Below are 15,197 nucleotides of genomic sequence, written 5' to 3' on the forward strand. Positions count from 1 at the left end.
CCGTGAACATGGACAAGCCGATCCGCCGTGTGGCGATCTTCGGAATGCTGCTGTTCTTCGGGCTCATGATCCAGGTCAACTACGTCCAGGGCTCGGAGGCCGAGAGCCTGCGCAACGACCCGAACAACGCGCGGCAGTACCAGAACGTCTTCAACAGCCCGCGCGGGCAGATCACCGCGGGCGGCGAAGTGCTGGCGTCGTCGTCGCTGACCGGCAAGGACAACCCCAAGTACGGCCGCACCTACAAGGACGGCCTGGCGTTCTCCCCGGTCACCGGGTACTTCAACGGCGGCGCGTCCAAGGTCGAGCTGGCCTACAACTCGCTGCTCGGCGGCACCGACAAGCGCATCACCCACCAGCGCTGGTTCGACACGTTCATCGGCAAGAAGGCCGAGGGCGCGAACGTGGAGCTGGCGCTGGACCCGGACGCGCAGCGCCGGGCGTACCAGCTCCTGAAGAACGGGACGACCCGCCGGGCGGGCGCCGCGGTGATCGACATCAGGACCGGCGCGGTGAAGGTGCTGTCCTCGTCGTCGTCGTTCGACCCGAACCTCGTCGCGCCGCAGACGGGCGAGAAGGGCGTCAAGGTCCTGGAGCAGCTCGACGGGCAGCGCGGCGTCATCCAGCCGCTGATCGACAACGGGATGAGCCAGACGTTCCCGCCCGGATCGTCGTTCAAGACGGTCGTCGCGGCGATGGCGCTGGACGAGCTGGGGATGACCAAGACGTCCACGGTGAACACCGGGCCGCTGATCCTGCCCGAGTCGGGCAACCCGCTGCCGAACTCCCACGACGGCGGGAGCTGCGCCGGGTCCGCGCCGCTGATCGGCGCGTTCGCCGAGTCCTGCAACACGACGTTCGGGCGGATCGCGCTGGACGCGGGCATCCAGAAGCTGCACGACGAGTCCAGCAAGTTCGGCTTCAACCGGCACTGGGCGATCGAGCCGCTGGTCAAGCCCGCCGAGAGCGACGTCCCGCTGTCGTACGTGGACGCCAACGGCAACAAGGTCACGACGGGCCGGGACGGCACCGCGCGGTCCGGCATCGGGCAGGAGAACGTCCGGGCCACGCCGCTGCAGATGGCGATGGTCGCGGCGGCGGTCGCCAACGACGGCAAGATCATGCAGCCGTACCTCGTCCAGAAGGTGACCACCAAGGACCAGAAGACGCTGTACGAGGCCAACGCCAAGGTGTTCTCCGAGGCGATGAAGTCCGACACGGCGAGCCAGCTCCGCGAGATGATGCGCGCCGTCGTCAACGAGGGCACCGCCAAGAACCTCATCGGCCAGAACATCGCCGGCAAGACCGGCACCGCCGAGCAGGGCGCGGGCCTCCCGAACGCGCGGTGGTTCGTCGGGTTCAGCCCGATCGAGAACCCCCGGTACGCGTTCGCGGTCGTGACCGAGGGTTCGGGCGACGGCGCGTCCGGCGCCGGGCCCATCGCCGCGTCGATCATGGCGCAGGTGCGGCGGAAGTGACCCGCGACGGCGCACGGCCGGTTCTCCATGGACCGGTTTTCGACGGACCGGTTTTTGACGGGCCGCGCGCACCGGCTACCCTCCTGCGGAGAACGGCGACCGGGCGACGAGGCCCGGCGCCCGACCGCTCCCGCCCGCCCGCCGGGCCGATCCGGTGCCGCCGCGCACCCGCTTCCCCGTCCGTCCCGGCAACGTCCGGGGCCGCGGCGGCGATGACATCTCGACGACCCTTGCCGCCCGGGCCGGGGCCGACCACCCTGACGGAGACGACCACGACTCCGTCAACTCGGAGCCCGTCTCCCCCGCGCACACCGGTCGGGGAGCTAGGTTCGGAGGACCAGGCGTAGAGGTACGAGGGAAAGTACGGATATGAGTCAACCTCGGCTGCTCGGCGGCCGGTACGAGCTCGACACCGTCATCGGACGCGGTGGCATGGCCGAGGTGTACCGTGCCCGCGACCTGCGCCTCGACCGGGTGGTCGCGGTCAAGACCCTGCGGTCCGACCTCGCCCGCGACCCGACGTTCCAGGAGCGGTTCCGGCGCGAGGCCCAGTCCGCGGCGTCGCTGAACCACCCGTCCGTCATCGCCGTGTACGACACCGGCGAGGACATGATCGGCGACAACTCGATCCCGTACATCGTCATGGAGTACGTGGACGGCAGCACGCTGCGCGACCTCCTGCGGGAGAACCGCGCGCTGCGGCCGGAGAAGGCGCTGGAGATCACCGACGGGATCCTGCGGGCGCTGGACTACAGCCACCGGGGCGGGATCGTCCACCGCGACATCAAGCCGGCGAACGTGATGCTGACCCGCAACCACGAGGTCAAGGTCATGGACTTCGGCATCGCGCGGGCGATGGCCGACTCGGCGGCGACGATGACGCAGACGGCGCAGGTCATCGGCACCGCGCAGTACCTGTCGCCGGAGCAGGCGCGGGGCGAGCGGGTCGACACCCGCAGCGACATCTACTCGACGGGGTGCGTCCTCTACGAGCTGCTGACGGGGCGTCCGCCGTTCACCGGGGACTCGCCGGTCGCGATCGCCTACCAGCACGTCCGGGAGGAGCCGATCCCGCCGTCGCAGGTGGATCCGGACATCCCGCAGTGGGCGGACGCGATCGTCCTCAAGGCGATGGCGAAGAACGCCGACCACCGGTACCAGAACGCGACGGAGTTCCGGCAGGAGATCCAGCGGGTCCTGCACGGGCAGCCGGTCGCGTCGACGGCGGCGTCCACGATGATGATGGGCGGGCCGCCGGCGACGCAGGTCATGGGCGGCGTGCCGGGCGGGCCCGGACGGACGCAGATGCAGCGGCCCGTCCGCAACGGGTACGACGATCTGCCGCCCGTCCACTACGACGACGAGCCCGAGCGCGGCGGGGGCGGCAAGAAGGCCGCGATCTGGATCGCGCTGGCCGTGCTCGTGATCGCGGGCGCGGCGGTGCTCGGGCTGGTCCTGTCCAACGGGAACGACAAGGGGCCGCCGAAGGTCGCGGTCCCGGCCGTCGCGGACATGTCGCTGGCGGACGCGAAGGCGGCGATCGAGAAGGCCGGCCTGCGCGTCAATCCCGAGATCAAGCGGGCGTACAACGACGAGGTCGACAAGAACAAGGTCATCGAGAGCGACCCGCCGGCCGAGAACCAGGTGGCGAAGAACTCCGAGGTGACGCTGACGATCTCGCGCGGGCCCAAGCCGCCCGAGGAGGTCGAGGTCCCGAACGTCCGGGGCGACCCGTCGGCGGACGCGCAGCAGCAGCTCGAGGGCGCCGGGTTCAACGTCGAGATCAAGCAGGAGAAGTCCAACAGCGTCCAGCAGGGCAACGTCATCCGGACGGACCCGTCGGGCGGCTCGAAGGCGAAGAAGAACTCGACGGTGACGATGTACGTGTCGTCGGGTGCGAACCTCGTCACCATCCCGGACCTCACGAACCGGAGCGCCAAGACGGCCTGCACGCAGCTCAAGGTGCTCGGCCTGCGGTGCGACATCCAGGAGGCCGCGCCGCCGCTCGGCAACACGACGCAGGCCGGATGGGTGTGGCAGCAGAACTCGCCGGCCGGGTCGAAGGCCACGCCGGGCGAGTCGGTGACGATCATGGTGGTGCCCAAGCAGTCGGCGCCGCCCACCTCGCCGACCCCGCCGGGGAACGGCGGCGGGAACGGGAACAACGGGTTCCCGTTCCCGCACTAGCGGCCGGGCGCGAACGGTGAAGGCCCGGCCCCCGGGGAGGGGGGCCGGGCCTTCGTCCTTGCGTCGGGGAGTCCCACCCCCTGGCTCCCCACCGTCTGAGATGACGGGCGGGAGCGTCGAGTTCGGGCCGCCGACGAGAATTGGCAGAGGGCTTCCGCCACTCGGGGGCAATGGCGGAAGCCCTCGTTCTGGACTTCGGTGGGATCCACCCGTGTGTTACACGTTTCCGTAGAAATTTCAGGATTGTCGCGTGACGGGGGTGTTCGCACAGGTCAGGAGCCAGTTCCCGAGGAGCCGGTGACCGTGGGCCGACAGGACGGACTCGGGGTGGAACTGGACGCCCTCGATCGGGCGGGTCCGGTGGCGGACGCCCATGACCACGCCGTCGTCCGTCCGGGCCGTGATCGTCAGGGGGTCGGCGACCGTTTCGGGGGCTACCGCGAGCGAGTGGTAGCGCATGGCCGCGAAGCCGTCCGGAAGGTCGTGGAACACGCCGTCGCCGTCGTGGCGGACGGCGCTCGTGTAGCCGTGGACGACCTCCGGCGCGCGTCCGACCGTCGCGCCGAACGCGTGCGCGACGACCTGGTGGCCGAGGCAGACGCCGAGCAGCGGCCGGCCCGTCCGGACGGCGTCGTGGACCAGGTCGCGGCACACGCCCGCGGCGGCGGGATGGCCGGGGCCGGGGCTGAGCAGGACGCCGTCCGCCCCGGCGGCGTCGGTCACGGCGGCCTCGGTGCGGCTGCGGACGTCGCACGTCGCGCCCAGCTCCCGCAGGTACTGGACGATCGTGAAGACGAAGCTGTCGTGGTTGTCCACGACGAGGACGCGCATCCGGACATTCTGCCCGGAAACCGTCCGGAATCGGTCAGCGGTGCGGGGTCGGGGACGGCGTCCCGTCCATCACGCCGTGGTCGAACTGGGTCTTGGGCTCCAGCCACGGGAACACGACGTACCAGAGCACCAGGCCCGCGACGAGGACGGCCGCCGCCACGATCAGGAGCTTGACGCGCGGGTCGTCCGGCAGCCGCCGCCAGATCCACAGGTACACGGGGGCCTCCTTCAGTGTGCGGCGGCGCGCGGGACGGTCGCGGTGAGCCGGCCGAAGACGATCAGTCGGCGCGCGGCGGAGTACTTCGGATGGCAGGTCGTGAGCGTGATCAGCCGGTCGGTGGGGCGGCGGCCGGGATGGAACGGGACGGGCGCGGTCACGTCCACCTCGGTCGGCTTGACGATCTTGAGCCCGGTGACGGTGTAGGTGTACTGGCCGTCCCGGGTGTCCACGAGGATCCTGTCGCCGGGCCGCAGCTCGGCGGCGCGGTTGAACGGCGCCGAGTAGGTCGTGCGGTGGCCGGAGACGACGAAGTTGCCGACCTCTCCGGGCAGGGCCGTCCCGGGGTAGTGGCCCGGGCCCTTGCGGAGGTCGGCGCGGCTGACGCCCTCGATCACGACATAGTGGTACTTCTTGCCGAACCGGGGGATCCGCAGGAGCGCGACGCCCGTCCCGAGGCGCACCTTCTCGGTCGTGACCTTGGTGTTCGTCCAGGACTTCCGCATCGCGGTGTCGAGCTTGTGCTGCTCCCCGGCGGTGTAGGCGCCGGTGCCCCACAGCTCGTACGCGAAGAACAACAGCAGGACGAGCCCGGCGGTGACGCACAGCTCGCCCATCCCCCGGATGACCACCCGCACCGCTGTTCGTCCTCCCCTGGCTGCGTACCGGGGATCAGCGTATTGCGCGGACGGGGTGGTGCTTACCCGCTCCGAACGCCGTACGCTGCCTACCAGCGACTACGCTTACCGACACCAATCACCGTCGCGGACCGGCGTTCCGGGCCGCCCCGAGGAGACCGATCTCGCCGTGGCCAAGTCGAAAGTGCGCAAGAAGGCCGTCTACACGCCGCCGCAGAAGTCCAAGGCCCCCGAGGTCAGCCCACGCTGGCTGGCGCCGCTGATGGTCACGTTGTGGCTGGTCGGGCTGCTGTGGATCGCGGTGTTCTACGTGACGGCCAGCACCGGCACCGACGTGCCGGTCATGTCCGGCCTGCACAACTGGAACCTGGGCATCGGCTTCGCGTTGATCATCCTGGGGCTGGTGGCGGCGACGCGCTGGCGTTGAGCCTTACCCCGTTTCGGACCGGACGAATCCACCGAAGTTATCCACAGGCTGGGGATCGTCCGCCGGGTTTTCCACAGAACGGACGCCGCCTACCCTTGCGGGCGGGCGGCGTCCGTCCGTGACCTACAGGACCGACCCCGGGATCGAGGCGGTCTTCACCACCACCGCGAGCAGCAGCGCGAGCGCCACGACCGCCGGAGCGGCCACGTTCACCGCGCGCTGCAGCCGCGCCGGCGTGTACGCGTACGCGGCGGCGAGCAGCCCCCCGACCGCCAGCCCGCCGATGTGGCCCTGCCACGAGATGTTCGTCCCCGGCGCGAACGTGATCACCAGGTTGAGCACCAGCACCAGCACGATCGGCTGCACCGGGATGCCCAGCTTGAGACCCAGCACGAAGAACGCGGCGAACAGCCCGAAGATCGCGCCGGACGCCCCCACCGCCGCCCCGCCCGGATCCAGGACGTACAGCAGCACCGAACCGCCCACGCCCGACAGCAGGTACAGCGCGAGGAACCGGACGCGGCCGAGCATCCGCTCCAGCGGCGGCCCGACGACCCACAGCGCCCACATGTTGAACAGGATGTGGGTGATCGCGAGCGCGTCGCCGTTGGGCCGCTCGTGCAGGAACATCGACGTCACGAGCCGGTACCACTGGCCCTCGGCGACGCCGCCGACCGAACCGTCCGGCAGGACGGCGACGCCCGTCATCAGCAGCTCGTAGACGAACCGCGCCGACGCGATCTCGCCGAGGAAGGCGACGACGCACAGGCCGATCAGCGCGAACGTCACGGTCGGCCGCCAGTCGCCCCCGCCGCGCGGCGCGCCGGACGGGCGCCGGACGCCCTTCGCCCCCTCGCTCACGCACTCGACGCACTGGTGGCCGACGGCCGCCTCGCGCATGCAGTCCGGGCAGATGGTGCGGTCGCAGCGGGTGCAGCGGACGTACGCCTCCCGTCCCGGATGGCGGTAGCACGACGGCACCGACGTCTCCGGAACGTGCGGGGAATCTGAGGTCATGGGGCGGCTCTCTCGGGGCCGGGGTCGGGTCTCACCCTGTATTACGACTGACGGCGCTCGATCGTCACCGATTCGATGGCCACGTCCTGCACCGGACGGTCGTTGCGGCCCGTCGGGGCGTTGGAGATCGCGTCCACGATGTTGGTGCCCTCGACGACCTTGCCGAAGATCGTGTGCCGGTTGGTGAGGTGGGCGGTGTTCTGGACGTTGGTCGTGATGAAGAACTGCGACCCGTTGGTGCCCGGCCCGGCGTTGGCCATGGCGAGCAGGTAAGGACGGTCGAACTTCAGGGACGGGTGGAACTCGTCTTTGAACTGGTAGCCGGGGCCGCCGGTGCCGGTGCCGAGCGGGTCGCCGCCCTGGATCATGAAGTTCGGGATGACGCGGTGGAAGATCGTCCCGTTGTAGAGCGGGTCCTCGGTCTTCTGGCCGGTGGCGGGGTGCGTCCAGGGCCGGCCGCCCTCGGCGAGCCCGACGAAGTTCGCCACCGTCTCCGGCGCCTGCTCCGGGTAGAGCTGGACGACGATCTTTCCGGCGGTCGTGTTCAGCGTCGCAAAGATTTCCTCAGCCACGTGGGCTGCCTCCTCGTCGTTGGTGTGCGGGAACGCGATGGGCCCATGATCACCCCACGTCATCACAAGATCACCCGAATGGGGTTTACCCCTCGCCCGCGGGGAAGGCTGCAGGACAGGACCTCGCAAACAGGGAGGTTAGCGTGTCCCTCAGATTGAGTAACCGTCGTGGCCGCAAACAGGACGTCCGTGCAGCCCTCGATCGCGCCCAGGGCGCGGTCGCGCAGGGGGTGGACGTCGCGCAGCGCGGCGCGTCGGCCGCGGCCGAGCGGATCGGCCCGGCCGCACGGCAGACGCGGGAGGTCACGGCCGACCGGCTGCTGGCCGCCCGCGCGTGGAGCGCTCCCCGCCTGGAGAGCGCCTCGAAGTACGTCGACAGCGACCTCGGCCCGAAGGTCAGCGCGGTGCTGGCCGACGCGGCCAAGCGCGTCGAGCCCGCCGATCCGAAGCGCGGGCGCGTCCGCCGGGTGATGTTCACCGGTCTCGCGGTCGCGGCCTTCGCCGGGGTCGTCGGCATGATCCGGACGCGGCGGGCGCAGACGGCGTCGTTCGACGAGTCCACGACCGAGCCGGAGCCCGTCACCGGGTCGCCGAACAGCGCGGACGGCGCCCGAGCGTCGTCGTGAGCATGGGCGGGAGCCCGGCCGCCGGGGGCCGGGCTCTTGACCGTCCGGGCGGATTCCCGCGCTTTCTACCAACCGGTACCGTGAACGCATGTCAGCGAATCGCGGCCGGGCGGAACCCCTCGGCGCCGGGCTCGCCGCCCGGCTGCGGCGCCGAGCCCGGCAGGGCCTGCACACCGCCGTCCACCAGGGCTGGGAGTGGATCCAGCGGCACGGCGAGATCACCCCGCACACCCCCGGTCGGCGCCGGTTCGCCTATCTCGGCGAGGGCGCGGCGATCGGGTTCCCGGTCGGGACGATCTACGGCGAGCCGTGGATCTCGATCGGCGACCACACGCTGGTCGGCACGCATGTGACGATCTCGGCCGGCTTCGTGCCCGGCCTGGACCTCGGCCCCGACGTGATCGTCCGGATCGGGCAGAGCTGCTCGCTCGGCCGCGGCACGCACATCGTCGGGCACCAGTCCATCGAGATCGGCAACGACGTCTTCACGGGCCCGAACGTCTACATCACCGACCAGAACCACACCTACGGCGATCTATCCATGCCGATAGGCCGCCAATGGCCGGAGAACAACCCGGTCGTGATCGGCGACGGCTGCTGGATCGGCACCGGCGCGATCATCCTCCCCGGCACGCGCCTCGGCCGTAACGTGGCGGTGGCGGGCGGCGCGGTGGTGCGCGGCGAGTTCCCCGACCACGCGGTCGTCGGCGGCGTCCCCGCCAAGATCCTGCGCAGCCACGACCCCGAAACGGGCTGGCAACCCCCACTGCGTCCCACGACCGCCCCTTTGGCCCCGGTCGAGGACCTGCCGCTGCTGGCGATGGACGGCATGGCGGGCCTCCAGATCCTCTCCGACCGCCTCCGGGAGGAGGACCGCGCCCGCATGGCCGCCGACGTCACTCCCGGCGACCTCCACGAAGAGGCCGGCTGACCCGCGCTTTCACGTGGCCGCGTCGATGTCGATCACGTCGTAGTCGGTGACGCGCATGAGGAGCTGGGACGCCTTCGTCCAGCGGAGCGCGGGGTCGCCGTAGTAAGCGGTGTACGCGCGGACCGGCACGGGATGCGGCAGGGCGGGGACGTGCAGGTTCCCGCGCACCCCGGCGAGCGCGAAGGCACGGGCGCGGATCACCACGAAGTGCCGACGCAGATGCGGGCAGACGCCCACCGAGAGACGAGCGCACGGCGGGCACACCGGCGGGTTGGACGTGAGGACGGGCTCGGGCCACGGCGCGAAGTCGTACTCGTCCTGGCTGAGCAGGAACAGCGTCCCGTCGGGACGGACGACTTTCGGTTCGCCGCACACCTGGCACAGCAGCTTGCGCATCGAGCGGCGCTGCCGCAGGACGTGGATCCGCTTGAACTGCGGCCGACCCACGCCGGGGCTGGCGGACATCCGCGCCCACAGCACGGAGTCCTGGTCGCGGTCGACCGGCGACTCGTCGGCGTAGGCGATGCCGCGATTGCGGTGGACGACCGGTGAGGGAAGCGCCTGCTCCGAACTCCAGGCCGTGATGTAAGGGACGACGGCCCCGCCGCCGAGGATGTTGACGGATGCCTGGTTCGTTGTCATATACGCCATGACCCGAAATTCCTCTCGATGGGTGATCGTGACGGCCACTCTCTCGACCGATCGCCGAACGCCCCCACCTGGCGTATCCGTAACTTGATCGCGCAGAAATTCCCGGTTCAACAGGGAGTTTCTGAATCCGCATCCGAATGGCTCGTCGGCCGGGTTACCGTACGAGCGACGTCACCCGCGGGACGGAGGAGAAACGATCATGGCGGACGGACCGCGCAGCGTTCGACAGGAACAAATGGAGCGCTCCCGTGATCTGCGCTCCCAAGGCCGCACCTGGGCCGAAGTGGCCGCAGTCTTCCGCCGCGACTACCGCGTCAACGCCCGCCGGGCTTTGCGCCTGGCCCACGGCTGGAGCCAGGCCGACGCAGCGGATGCGTGGAACACCCGCTGGCCGGACGACATCAAAACCTTCAAAGCGTTCTCCCTCTGGGAACAGTGGCCCGGCCCCACGGGTCACGCCCCGTCCCTTGACACGCTCGATCGTCTGGCGCAGCTTTATGAGTGTGCGGTCTCCGACCTGTTGGCGGACCTGCCGGACTACACCCCCGCCGCTCCCACGGCGAAGCGGTCGGCGAACGGGCTCACGTTGCCTGGACAGCTCGGCGATCTGCGGTTGATCTCGCCGGACGCGATCGGCGGCCTGCCTCACACCGTCGATCCCGAAGTCTTCAACGAACTAGCGCAGGCGGTGCTTATGTGGGCGGAAGGCCAGAACCTCGGCCTCGACCGGCGTGATGTCCTGAAGTACGTCAGCGCAACACTGGCCGTCGCCGCTGCGGCACCCACGCTCGACCTCACCGACACGGGCGAGCGCGACCGCGTGCTGGGCGCGCTGCGCAATCCCCGTCGGATCGACGAAACGACCGTGGCCCATCTGGAACGTTCGTTGGAGCACTACCAACTGCAGGCCGAGACGTTCGGTCCGACGGCGACTTTTCAGGTGGCCACCACGCAGCGGGAGATCGTCGGTGCATTCGTCAAGGAAGCCCCCGAAGAACTGCGTTCGCGGTTGCTCACGCTGTACGCGCGTCTCGCCGACATGATCGGATGCCAGTTCTACGACCTCGGCGACTACCGCACCGCACAGCACTACTTTGAGGAAGCGCGTACAGCGGCGCACGATGCCAAGAACATGGAACTTGCGGCCTACGTCCTGTGCAACATGAGCCAGATGGCAACGCACCAGGGGAAGCCGCGCGTCGGGATGGACCACGCCGTCGCCGCCCAGGCATGGGCCGCCCAGATCGACAGCCCGGCCATCCGAGGATACGCCTACGATGTCGCCGCATATGCCTACGCCACTGAACAAGACGCCAGGCGGACCCGCTACGCCCACGAACAGGAGTTCGCGGAAATCCAGGCCATGAAGGCGGCCCCCCAGGAGCTGGCCGCATGGTGGTACCGCTACGGCGAAGCGTTCTACTGGGGAATGCGAAGCCGGACGTCACTCATCGTCGGGGACACCCAGGACTCTGTGGATTCAGCCGACCGCTCCCTGCAGTTCGTCAACAAGGCCCATGTACGCGAACACGCGCTCACGGTGCTGGACCGGGCGCACGCGCTCATCAAGCAGGGCAACGCCCCAGAAGCCAGCAAGAGCGTGGAGATCGCCGCGACCCTGTCCGGCATCAACACGTCCACCTCCATCCGCAAAGGCATTAGCGGTGCACGCAAGGCGCTGAAGCCGTGGCAGCGCACCAGGGCCGTCCGCGACCTGGACGAGACCCTGGCCCACCACCGCCTCACTCCTCGCCCCGGCATCGTCTGACCGCAGGCCCCGTACCTTCCGGGGGCCGTTCGCTCAGGCGAGTTCAGCGAGCAAGGTCGTCGCAGCGTCCGCCATCACGTCGGTGAGGGGCAGTTTCCGTCCGGTGCGGTTGAAGGCCCGCGCAGTGTTGGCGCACAACAGGAGCCGTGTGAGCTTCCCGGTCCGCGTCGACAGCACGGTGCTCCTGACTCACGCAGAGCCGGGACGTCTCGTATCTGGCGAGCGTCGTGCAGGCCGCCCGCAACTCCGACCACCAAGCCTCCGGAAGGCCGGGATCCACCGCAATGGTCGCGGTTTCGGAAACGGCCGGGTCGGCTGAACGGGTCATCTCCTCCGCTCGCCACACCACGTCACGACCGCGGTCGTGCCAGGCGGCGGCTGCTTTCCACACCGGGCGCGGCACGCCGTCCAGTCCGAGCGCCGCCTCGAAACCGGTGATGGCCTGGGCGCTGACCTTCGCTGGCCGATGCCACGACAGTCGCACCCACGTACCGGCGTCGGTCGGGAATCCGGCCGTGCCGTTGAGTGCGCTGTAGTGGCCGTCCTGGCGAGAGATGCGCAGACGGAGGCGCGCTTCGGCCTCGTCCAGGACGTCGTCGTGCGGCGTCTTCGACAGGTCGCCCAGGTTCACGGGCGCCACCGTAGCGCGAGGTCAGGGGGTGAGGAGGGTGATGAGCATGTCGACCCAGGTCTGGACGAAGGTCTCGTCGTCCAGGGTGGGGTCGGCGTTGAAGAGGTCGCGGGGCATGCGGGCGGAGTAGAGGGAGCCCAGGGCGACTGCGGCGATGGCGTTGGCGCGGTCGGGGGGCAGGTTGCCGAGGTCGGCCAGGTGGGCGGCGAAGTCCTGTTGGGACGTGCCCAGGAGTTGGTTGACGGCGTCGCGGACCAGGTCGGGGCGGGAGCGGGCCTCGGCGGCGAGGATTTGTAGGAGTTCGCGTTCTTCGTCCAGTTCGGCCAGGGCGTAGCGGGCCGTCAGGGTGAGTTCGGTGCGCAGGTCGCCTACGCCCGTGAAAGTTGCACGGATGTCGCGCAGGGCTCTCAGGCGGGCTAGATGGCGGTCTATGCCTGCGCGGAGCAGGTCTTCTTTGCTGCGGAAGTGGTGGTAGAGGCCCCCGGCGCCGGGGGTGAGGCCGGCGGCGGCCTCGATCTTGGCGACGCTCGTCCCGCGGAAGCCGTGCGCGCCGAAGAGTTCCATCGCCGCGTCGATGATGCGGTCCCGGGTGGGGGTTGACGTCGTCATGGGCCTAAGTAAACACTGAGGCGAACTCAGTGTCTACTGACGGGGAGTCAGTGATGGGCGAGGACGAACGTCCGGTCCGGGGCGGACGGGTGGCGCGCACGGCGCCGCTCGTCGGGCTCGCGGGACGGACGGCGGGGGAGACCGTGGTCGCGTCGCTCCGGCTGCGCGCCAAAGATCGTTCCGAGGGGCGGGCCGCCGCGCACGCGCGCGCCGCCGAGCGGTACGCCGAGCGGCTCGGCCGGTCCAAGGGCGTGCTGATGAAGGCCGGGCAGCTCCTGTCGTTCGTGAGCTTCGGCCCGATGGTCGGCGAGGAGTACCAGTCCGTCTACCAGGCGGCGCTGACGCGGCTCCAGGACGACGCCCCGCCGATGCCGCCCGAGCTGGCCGCCCGGACGATCGAGGCCGAGCTGGGCGCCCCGCCCGGCGAGCTGTTCGCCGAGTTCACGCCGACGCCGCTCGCCGCCGCGTCCATCGGCCAGGTCCACGCGGCGCGGCTGCGCGACGGACGGCGCGTCGCGGTGAAGGTGCAGTACCCGGGCGTGGAGGAGGCGATCCGCGCGGACCTCGCCAACACCGAGCTGCTGGCGACGTTCTTCCGGCTGGCGCGCGGGATGATGCCCCGGCCCGTCCAGCTCGACGTGCGGGGGATGGCGCGGGAGGTCGCCGAGCGCATCGGCGAGGAGATCGACTACCGGACGGAGGCCGCCCACCAGCGGGAGTTCGCCGACTATTACCGGGGGCACCCGTTCATCCGGATCCCCGAGGTGGTGCCGGAGCTGAGCAGCCGCCGCGTCCTCACCACCGAACTCGCCGACGGCCTGCGGTTCGCGGACGCCCTCAACGAGGACCAGCGGCTCAAGGACCTCTGGGGCGAAACCGTGTTCCGTTTCTCCGTCGGCGGGCTGCGGACGCTGCGGCTGTTCAACGGCGACCCGCACCCCGGCAACTACCTGTTCCACCGCGACGGGACGGTCACGTTCCTCGACTTCGGCTGCGTCCGCCGGTTCACCGCCGAGCAGATGGACGCGATCGTCGCGTCGGTGCGCGCGGCGGTCGCGGGCGACGCCGAGGAGCTGACCGCGACGTTCCGCGCCAGCGGCTTCCTGAACGGCGCCGAGGTCCCCGAGCCCGCCGAACTGCTCGCCTACATGCGCGAGTCGCTGCGCGCGAGCGTCGCGCCGCAGCCGTTCACGTTCACGCGCGAGTACGCGGCGCGGCTGGTGGAGTCCGAGTACTCGATCAACGGCCGGTTCCGCGAGGTGGTCCGCAAGATGACGCCGCCGCCGCACTTCCTGTTCCTGTCGCGCATCGACCTCGGCGTGACGGCGATCCTCGGCGAGCTGAACGCCACCGGCCCGTGGGAGGCGATCCGCCGGGAATGGGACGAAGCGGGACCACCCGCCACCCCCTACGGCGAGCAGGACCGCGCGTTCCGGACGGCGGCCGGCCATGTCCGGTGACGTCCGCTGGGACGAGCGCGCCGGGGCGTTCCTGATCTCCGGCTACGACGACGCGTCGGCCGTCCTGCGCGGCGCCGGCTGGAGCAGCGACCCGCGCCGCAGCCCCCGGACGCCGCCGCAGTTCGCCGACCTGCCGCCGAACGTCCTGCTGTTCCTCGACCCGCCCGACCACACGCGGCTGCGCCGGATGCTGAGCCCCGCGTTCACGCCGCGCGCGATCGAGCGGCTGCGCCCCCGCGTCACCGCGATCGTGGACGCCGCGCTGGACGGCCTCGAAGAGGGCTCCGACCTCGTCGGCGAACTGGCCTACCTGGTGCCGCTCGCGGTGGTCGCCGAACTGCTCGACGTCGGCGTGGAGGGCGCGGAGCTGTTCCGGGACGAGACGCCCGCGCTCGCCGGCCTGCTCGAACTCGACGTGACGCCGGACGGCCTGGCGCTCGCGGCGGCGGCGTCCACCGAGATCATGCTGTACCTCACCCCGCTGATCGCCGAGCGCCGCGCGGCCCCCGGCGACGACTTCATCAGCGCGCTGCTCGCCGTGGACGGCATCGAGCTGGACGAGGTGCTCGCGACCTGCGTCCTGCTGCTCGCCGCCGGGCACGAGACGACCGCGAACCTCATCGGAACCGGCACCCTGGCCGTCCTGGACGACCCCGGACAAAAGGACGCCCTGCTGGACGACCCGTCCCGCGCCGTCGAGGAACTGCTCCGCCACCAGAGCCCGGTGAAACTCGCCGGCCGCGTCGCCCTGGAGGACCACACGGTCGGCGGCGTCGAGATCCCCGCAGGCAGCCAGGTCTTCGTCATGATCGGCGAGGCGAACCGCGACCCTCGCCGCGCCCCGGACGCGGCCCGGCTCGACCTCGCCCGCCCCCCGCTCCCCCATCTGGCGTTCGGCGCGGGCGCGCACTTCTGCCTCGGCGCCGCCCTCGCCCGCATGGAGGCCGCGGAGACGCTGTCCCGCCTCTTCACACGCTTCCCGAAGCTGGGACGGGACGGCGACCCGACCTGGCGCGCGTCGTCCACCTTCCACGGCCTGAACGAGCTGCGCGTCCGCCTCTGAGAACGCCGCGAGCCCCCGTCACGGGGGACAGGGGCTCTGCGTGGCGCATTTCACGGGCTGCGCGTCCAGCTTTGAGAACGCCGCGAGCCCC

Annotated in this window: 16 protein-coding genes; 8 read left to right on the forward strand and 8 right to left on the reverse strand. The window is 70.5% G+C overall.

Translation table 11 applies throughout. From position 1 onward, the window contains the following. Positions 1-8: 8 nt before the first annotated feature. Entirely contained in the window at positions 9-1,478 is a 1,470-nt protein-coding gene (locus GQ466_RS15605; protein WP_202420672.1) for a penicillin-binding transpeptidase domain-containing protein, read from the forward strand. 369 nt (positions 1,479-1,847) lie between these two features. Next, a complete protein-coding gene (gene pknB, locus GQ466_RS15610; RefSeq protein WP_161103551.1) occupies positions 1,848-3,665 on the forward strand; it encodes a Stk1 family PASTA domain-containing Ser/Thr kinase in 1,818 nt (605 codons plus the stop codon). Positions 3,666-3,902: 237 nt separating this feature from the next. Here pknB and GQ466_RS15615 read toward each other — a convergent pair whose 3' ends face one another. The 3 genes from GQ466_RS15615 to GQ466_RS15625 are packed head-to-tail and all read right to left on the reverse strand — an operon-like array spanning position 3,903 to position 5,351. Further along, positions 3,903-4,496, reverse strand: a complete 594-nt coding sequence (locus GQ466_RS15615) for an anthranilate synthase component II (protein WP_161103552.1) — start codon at positions 4,494-4,496, stop codon at positions 3,903-3,905. A 34-nt stretch (positions 4,497-4,530) separates the two neighbouring features. Next, positions 4,531-4,713, reverse strand: coding sequence for a hypothetical protein (locus tag GQ466_RS15620; RefSeq protein WP_161103553.1), 183 nt, complete (start codon positions 4,711-4,713; stop codon positions 4,531-4,533). 11 nt (positions 4,714-4,724) lie between these two features. Continuing rightward, positions 4,725-5,351, reverse strand: a complete 627-nt coding sequence (locus GQ466_RS15625) for a class E sortase (RefSeq protein ID WP_337193484.1) — start codon at positions 5,349-5,351, stop codon at positions 4,725-4,727. A gap of 169 nt (positions 5,352-5,520) precedes the next feature. Here GQ466_RS15625 and GQ466_RS15630 point away from each other — a divergent pair, with 169 nt between their 5' ends. Then, a complete protein-coding gene (locus tag GQ466_RS15630) occupies positions 5,521-5,778 on the forward strand; it encodes a cell division protein CrgA (protein WP_103561288.1) in 258 nt (85 codons plus the stop codon). Between the two features lie 123 nt (positions 5,779-5,901). Here GQ466_RS15630 and GQ466_RS15635 read toward each other — a convergent pair whose 3' ends face one another. Both GQ466_RS15635 and GQ466_RS15640 read right to left on the reverse strand, forming a co-directional pair. Next, positions 5,902-6,795, reverse strand: a complete 894-nt coding sequence (locus GQ466_RS15635; protein ID WP_161103554.1) for a rhomboid family intramembrane serine protease — start codon at positions 6,793-6,795, stop codon at positions 5,902-5,904. Positions 6,796-6,836: 41 nt separating this feature from the next. Next, positions 6,837-7,367, reverse strand: coding sequence for a peptidylprolyl isomerase (locus GQ466_RS15640; protein ID WP_161103555.1), 531 nt, complete (start codon positions 7,365-7,367; stop codon positions 6,837-6,839). A 143-nt stretch (positions 7,368-7,510) separates the two neighbouring features. Between GQ466_RS15640 and GQ466_RS15645 the strand changes: the two genes are divergently transcribed. Together GQ466_RS15645 and GQ466_RS15650 are read left to right on the forward strand one after the other, a co-directional pair. Then, entirely contained in the window at positions 7,511-7,993 is a 483-nt protein-coding gene (locus tag GQ466_RS15645) for a hypothetical protein (RefSeq protein WP_337193485.1), read from the forward strand. A gap of 88 nt (positions 7,994-8,081) precedes the next feature. After that, positions 8,082-8,924, forward strand: coding sequence for an acyltransferase (locus GQ466_RS15650; protein ID WP_161103556.1), 843 nt, complete (start codon positions 8,082-8,084; stop codon positions 8,922-8,924). A 9-nt stretch (positions 8,925-8,933) separates the two neighbouring features. Here GQ466_RS15650 and GQ466_RS15655 read toward each other — a convergent pair whose 3' ends face one another. Then, positions 8,934-9,575 carry a hypothetical protein gene (locus GQ466_RS15655; protein WP_237417881.1) on the reverse strand — a complete coding sequence of 214 codons (642 nt, stop codon included), beginning with the start codon at positions 9,573-9,575 and terminating at the stop codon, positions 8,934-8,936. 199 nt (positions 9,576-9,774) lie between these two features. On the opposite strand from GQ466_RS15655, the gene GQ466_RS15660 reads away from it, so the two are divergent. Beyond that, entirely contained in the window at positions 9,775-11,343 is a 1,569-nt protein-coding gene (locus GQ466_RS15660; protein WP_161103557.1) for a helix-turn-helix domain-containing protein, read from the forward strand. A 43-nt stretch (positions 11,344-11,386) separates the two neighbouring features. On the opposite strand, the gene GQ466_RS15665 is transcribed toward GQ466_RS15660, so the two are convergent. Together GQ466_RS15665 and GQ466_RS15670 are read right to left on the reverse strand one after the other, a co-directional pair. Further along, a complete protein-coding gene (locus GQ466_RS15665) occupies positions 11,387-11,974 on the reverse strand; it encodes a hypothetical protein (protein ID WP_202420449.1) in 588 nt (195 codons plus the stop codon). Positions 11,975-11,995: 21 nt separating this feature from the next. Continuing rightward, complete coding sequence (locus GQ466_RS15670; protein WP_161103558.1) at positions 11,996-12,583, reverse strand: TetR/AcrR family transcriptional regulator; 588 nt, start codon at positions 12,581-12,583, stop codon at positions 11,996-11,998. A gap of 53 nt (positions 12,584-12,636) precedes the next feature. Here GQ466_RS15670 and GQ466_RS15675 point away from each other — a divergent pair, with 53 nt between their 5' ends. Together GQ466_RS15675 and GQ466_RS15680 are read left to right on the forward strand one after the other, a co-directional pair. Beyond that, positions 12,637-14,043 carry an ABC1 kinase family protein gene (locus GQ466_RS15675; RefSeq protein ID WP_161103559.1) on the forward strand — a complete coding sequence of 469 codons (1,407 nt, stop codon included), beginning with the start codon at positions 12,637-12,639 and terminating at the stop codon, positions 14,041-14,043. Next, positions 14,033-15,106, forward strand: coding sequence for a cytochrome P450 (locus tag GQ466_RS15680; protein ID WP_161103560.1), 1,074 nt, complete (start codon positions 14,033-14,035; stop codon positions 15,104-15,106). The genes GQ466_RS15675 and GQ466_RS15680 overlap by 11 nt, the downstream gene beginning before the upstream one ends. Positions 15,107-15,197: the final 91 nt, after the last annotated feature.

Source organism: Actinomadura rayongensis (assembly GCF_009831215.1).
Taxonomy (GTDB): Bacteria; Actinomycetota; Actinomycetes; order Streptosporangiales; family Streptosporangiaceae; genus Spirillospora; species Spirillospora rayongensis.

Excerpts from the sequence above, each read along its gene's own strand:
- GQ466_RS15670 (WP_161103558.1), bottom strand. The coding sequence starts at position 12,583 with ATGACGACGTCAACCCCCACCCGGGACCGCATCATCGACGCGGCGATG.
- GQ466_RS15660 (WP_161103557.1), top strand. The coding sequence starts at position 9,775 with ATGGCGGACGGACCGCGCAGCGTTCGACAGGAACAAATGGAGCGCTCC.
- pknB (WP_161103551.1), top strand. The coding sequence starts at position 1,848 with ATGAGTCAACCTCGGCTGCTCGGCGGCCGGTACGAGCTCGACACCGTC.
- GQ466_RS15680 (WP_161103560.1), top strand. The coding sequence starts at position 14,033 with ATGTCCGGTGACGTCCGCTGGGACGAGCGCGCCGGGGCGTTCCTGATC.
- GQ466_RS15605 (WP_202420672.1), top strand. The coding sequence starts at position 9 with ATGGACAAGCCGATCCGCCGTGTGGCGATCTTCGGAATGCTGCTGTTC.
- GQ466_RS15675 (WP_161103559.1), top strand. The coding sequence starts at position 12,637 with ATGGGCGAGGACGAACGTCCGGTCCGGGGCGGACGGGTGGCGCGCACG.
- GQ466_RS15615 (WP_161103552.1), bottom strand. The coding sequence starts at position 4,496 with ATGCGCGTCCTCGTCGTGGACAACCACGACAGCTTCGTCTTCACGATC.
- GQ466_RS15635 (WP_161103554.1), bottom strand. The coding sequence starts at position 6,795 with ATGACCTCAGATTCCCCGCACGTTCCGGAGACGTCGGTGCCGTCGTGC.
- GQ466_RS15650 (WP_161103556.1), top strand. The coding sequence starts at position 8,082 with ATGTCAGCGAATCGCGGCCGGGCGGAACCCCTCGGCGCCGGGCTCGCC.
- GQ466_RS15655 (WP_237417881.1), bottom strand. The coding sequence starts at position 9,575 with ATGGCGTATATGACAACGAACCAGGCATCCGTCAACATCCTCGGCGGC.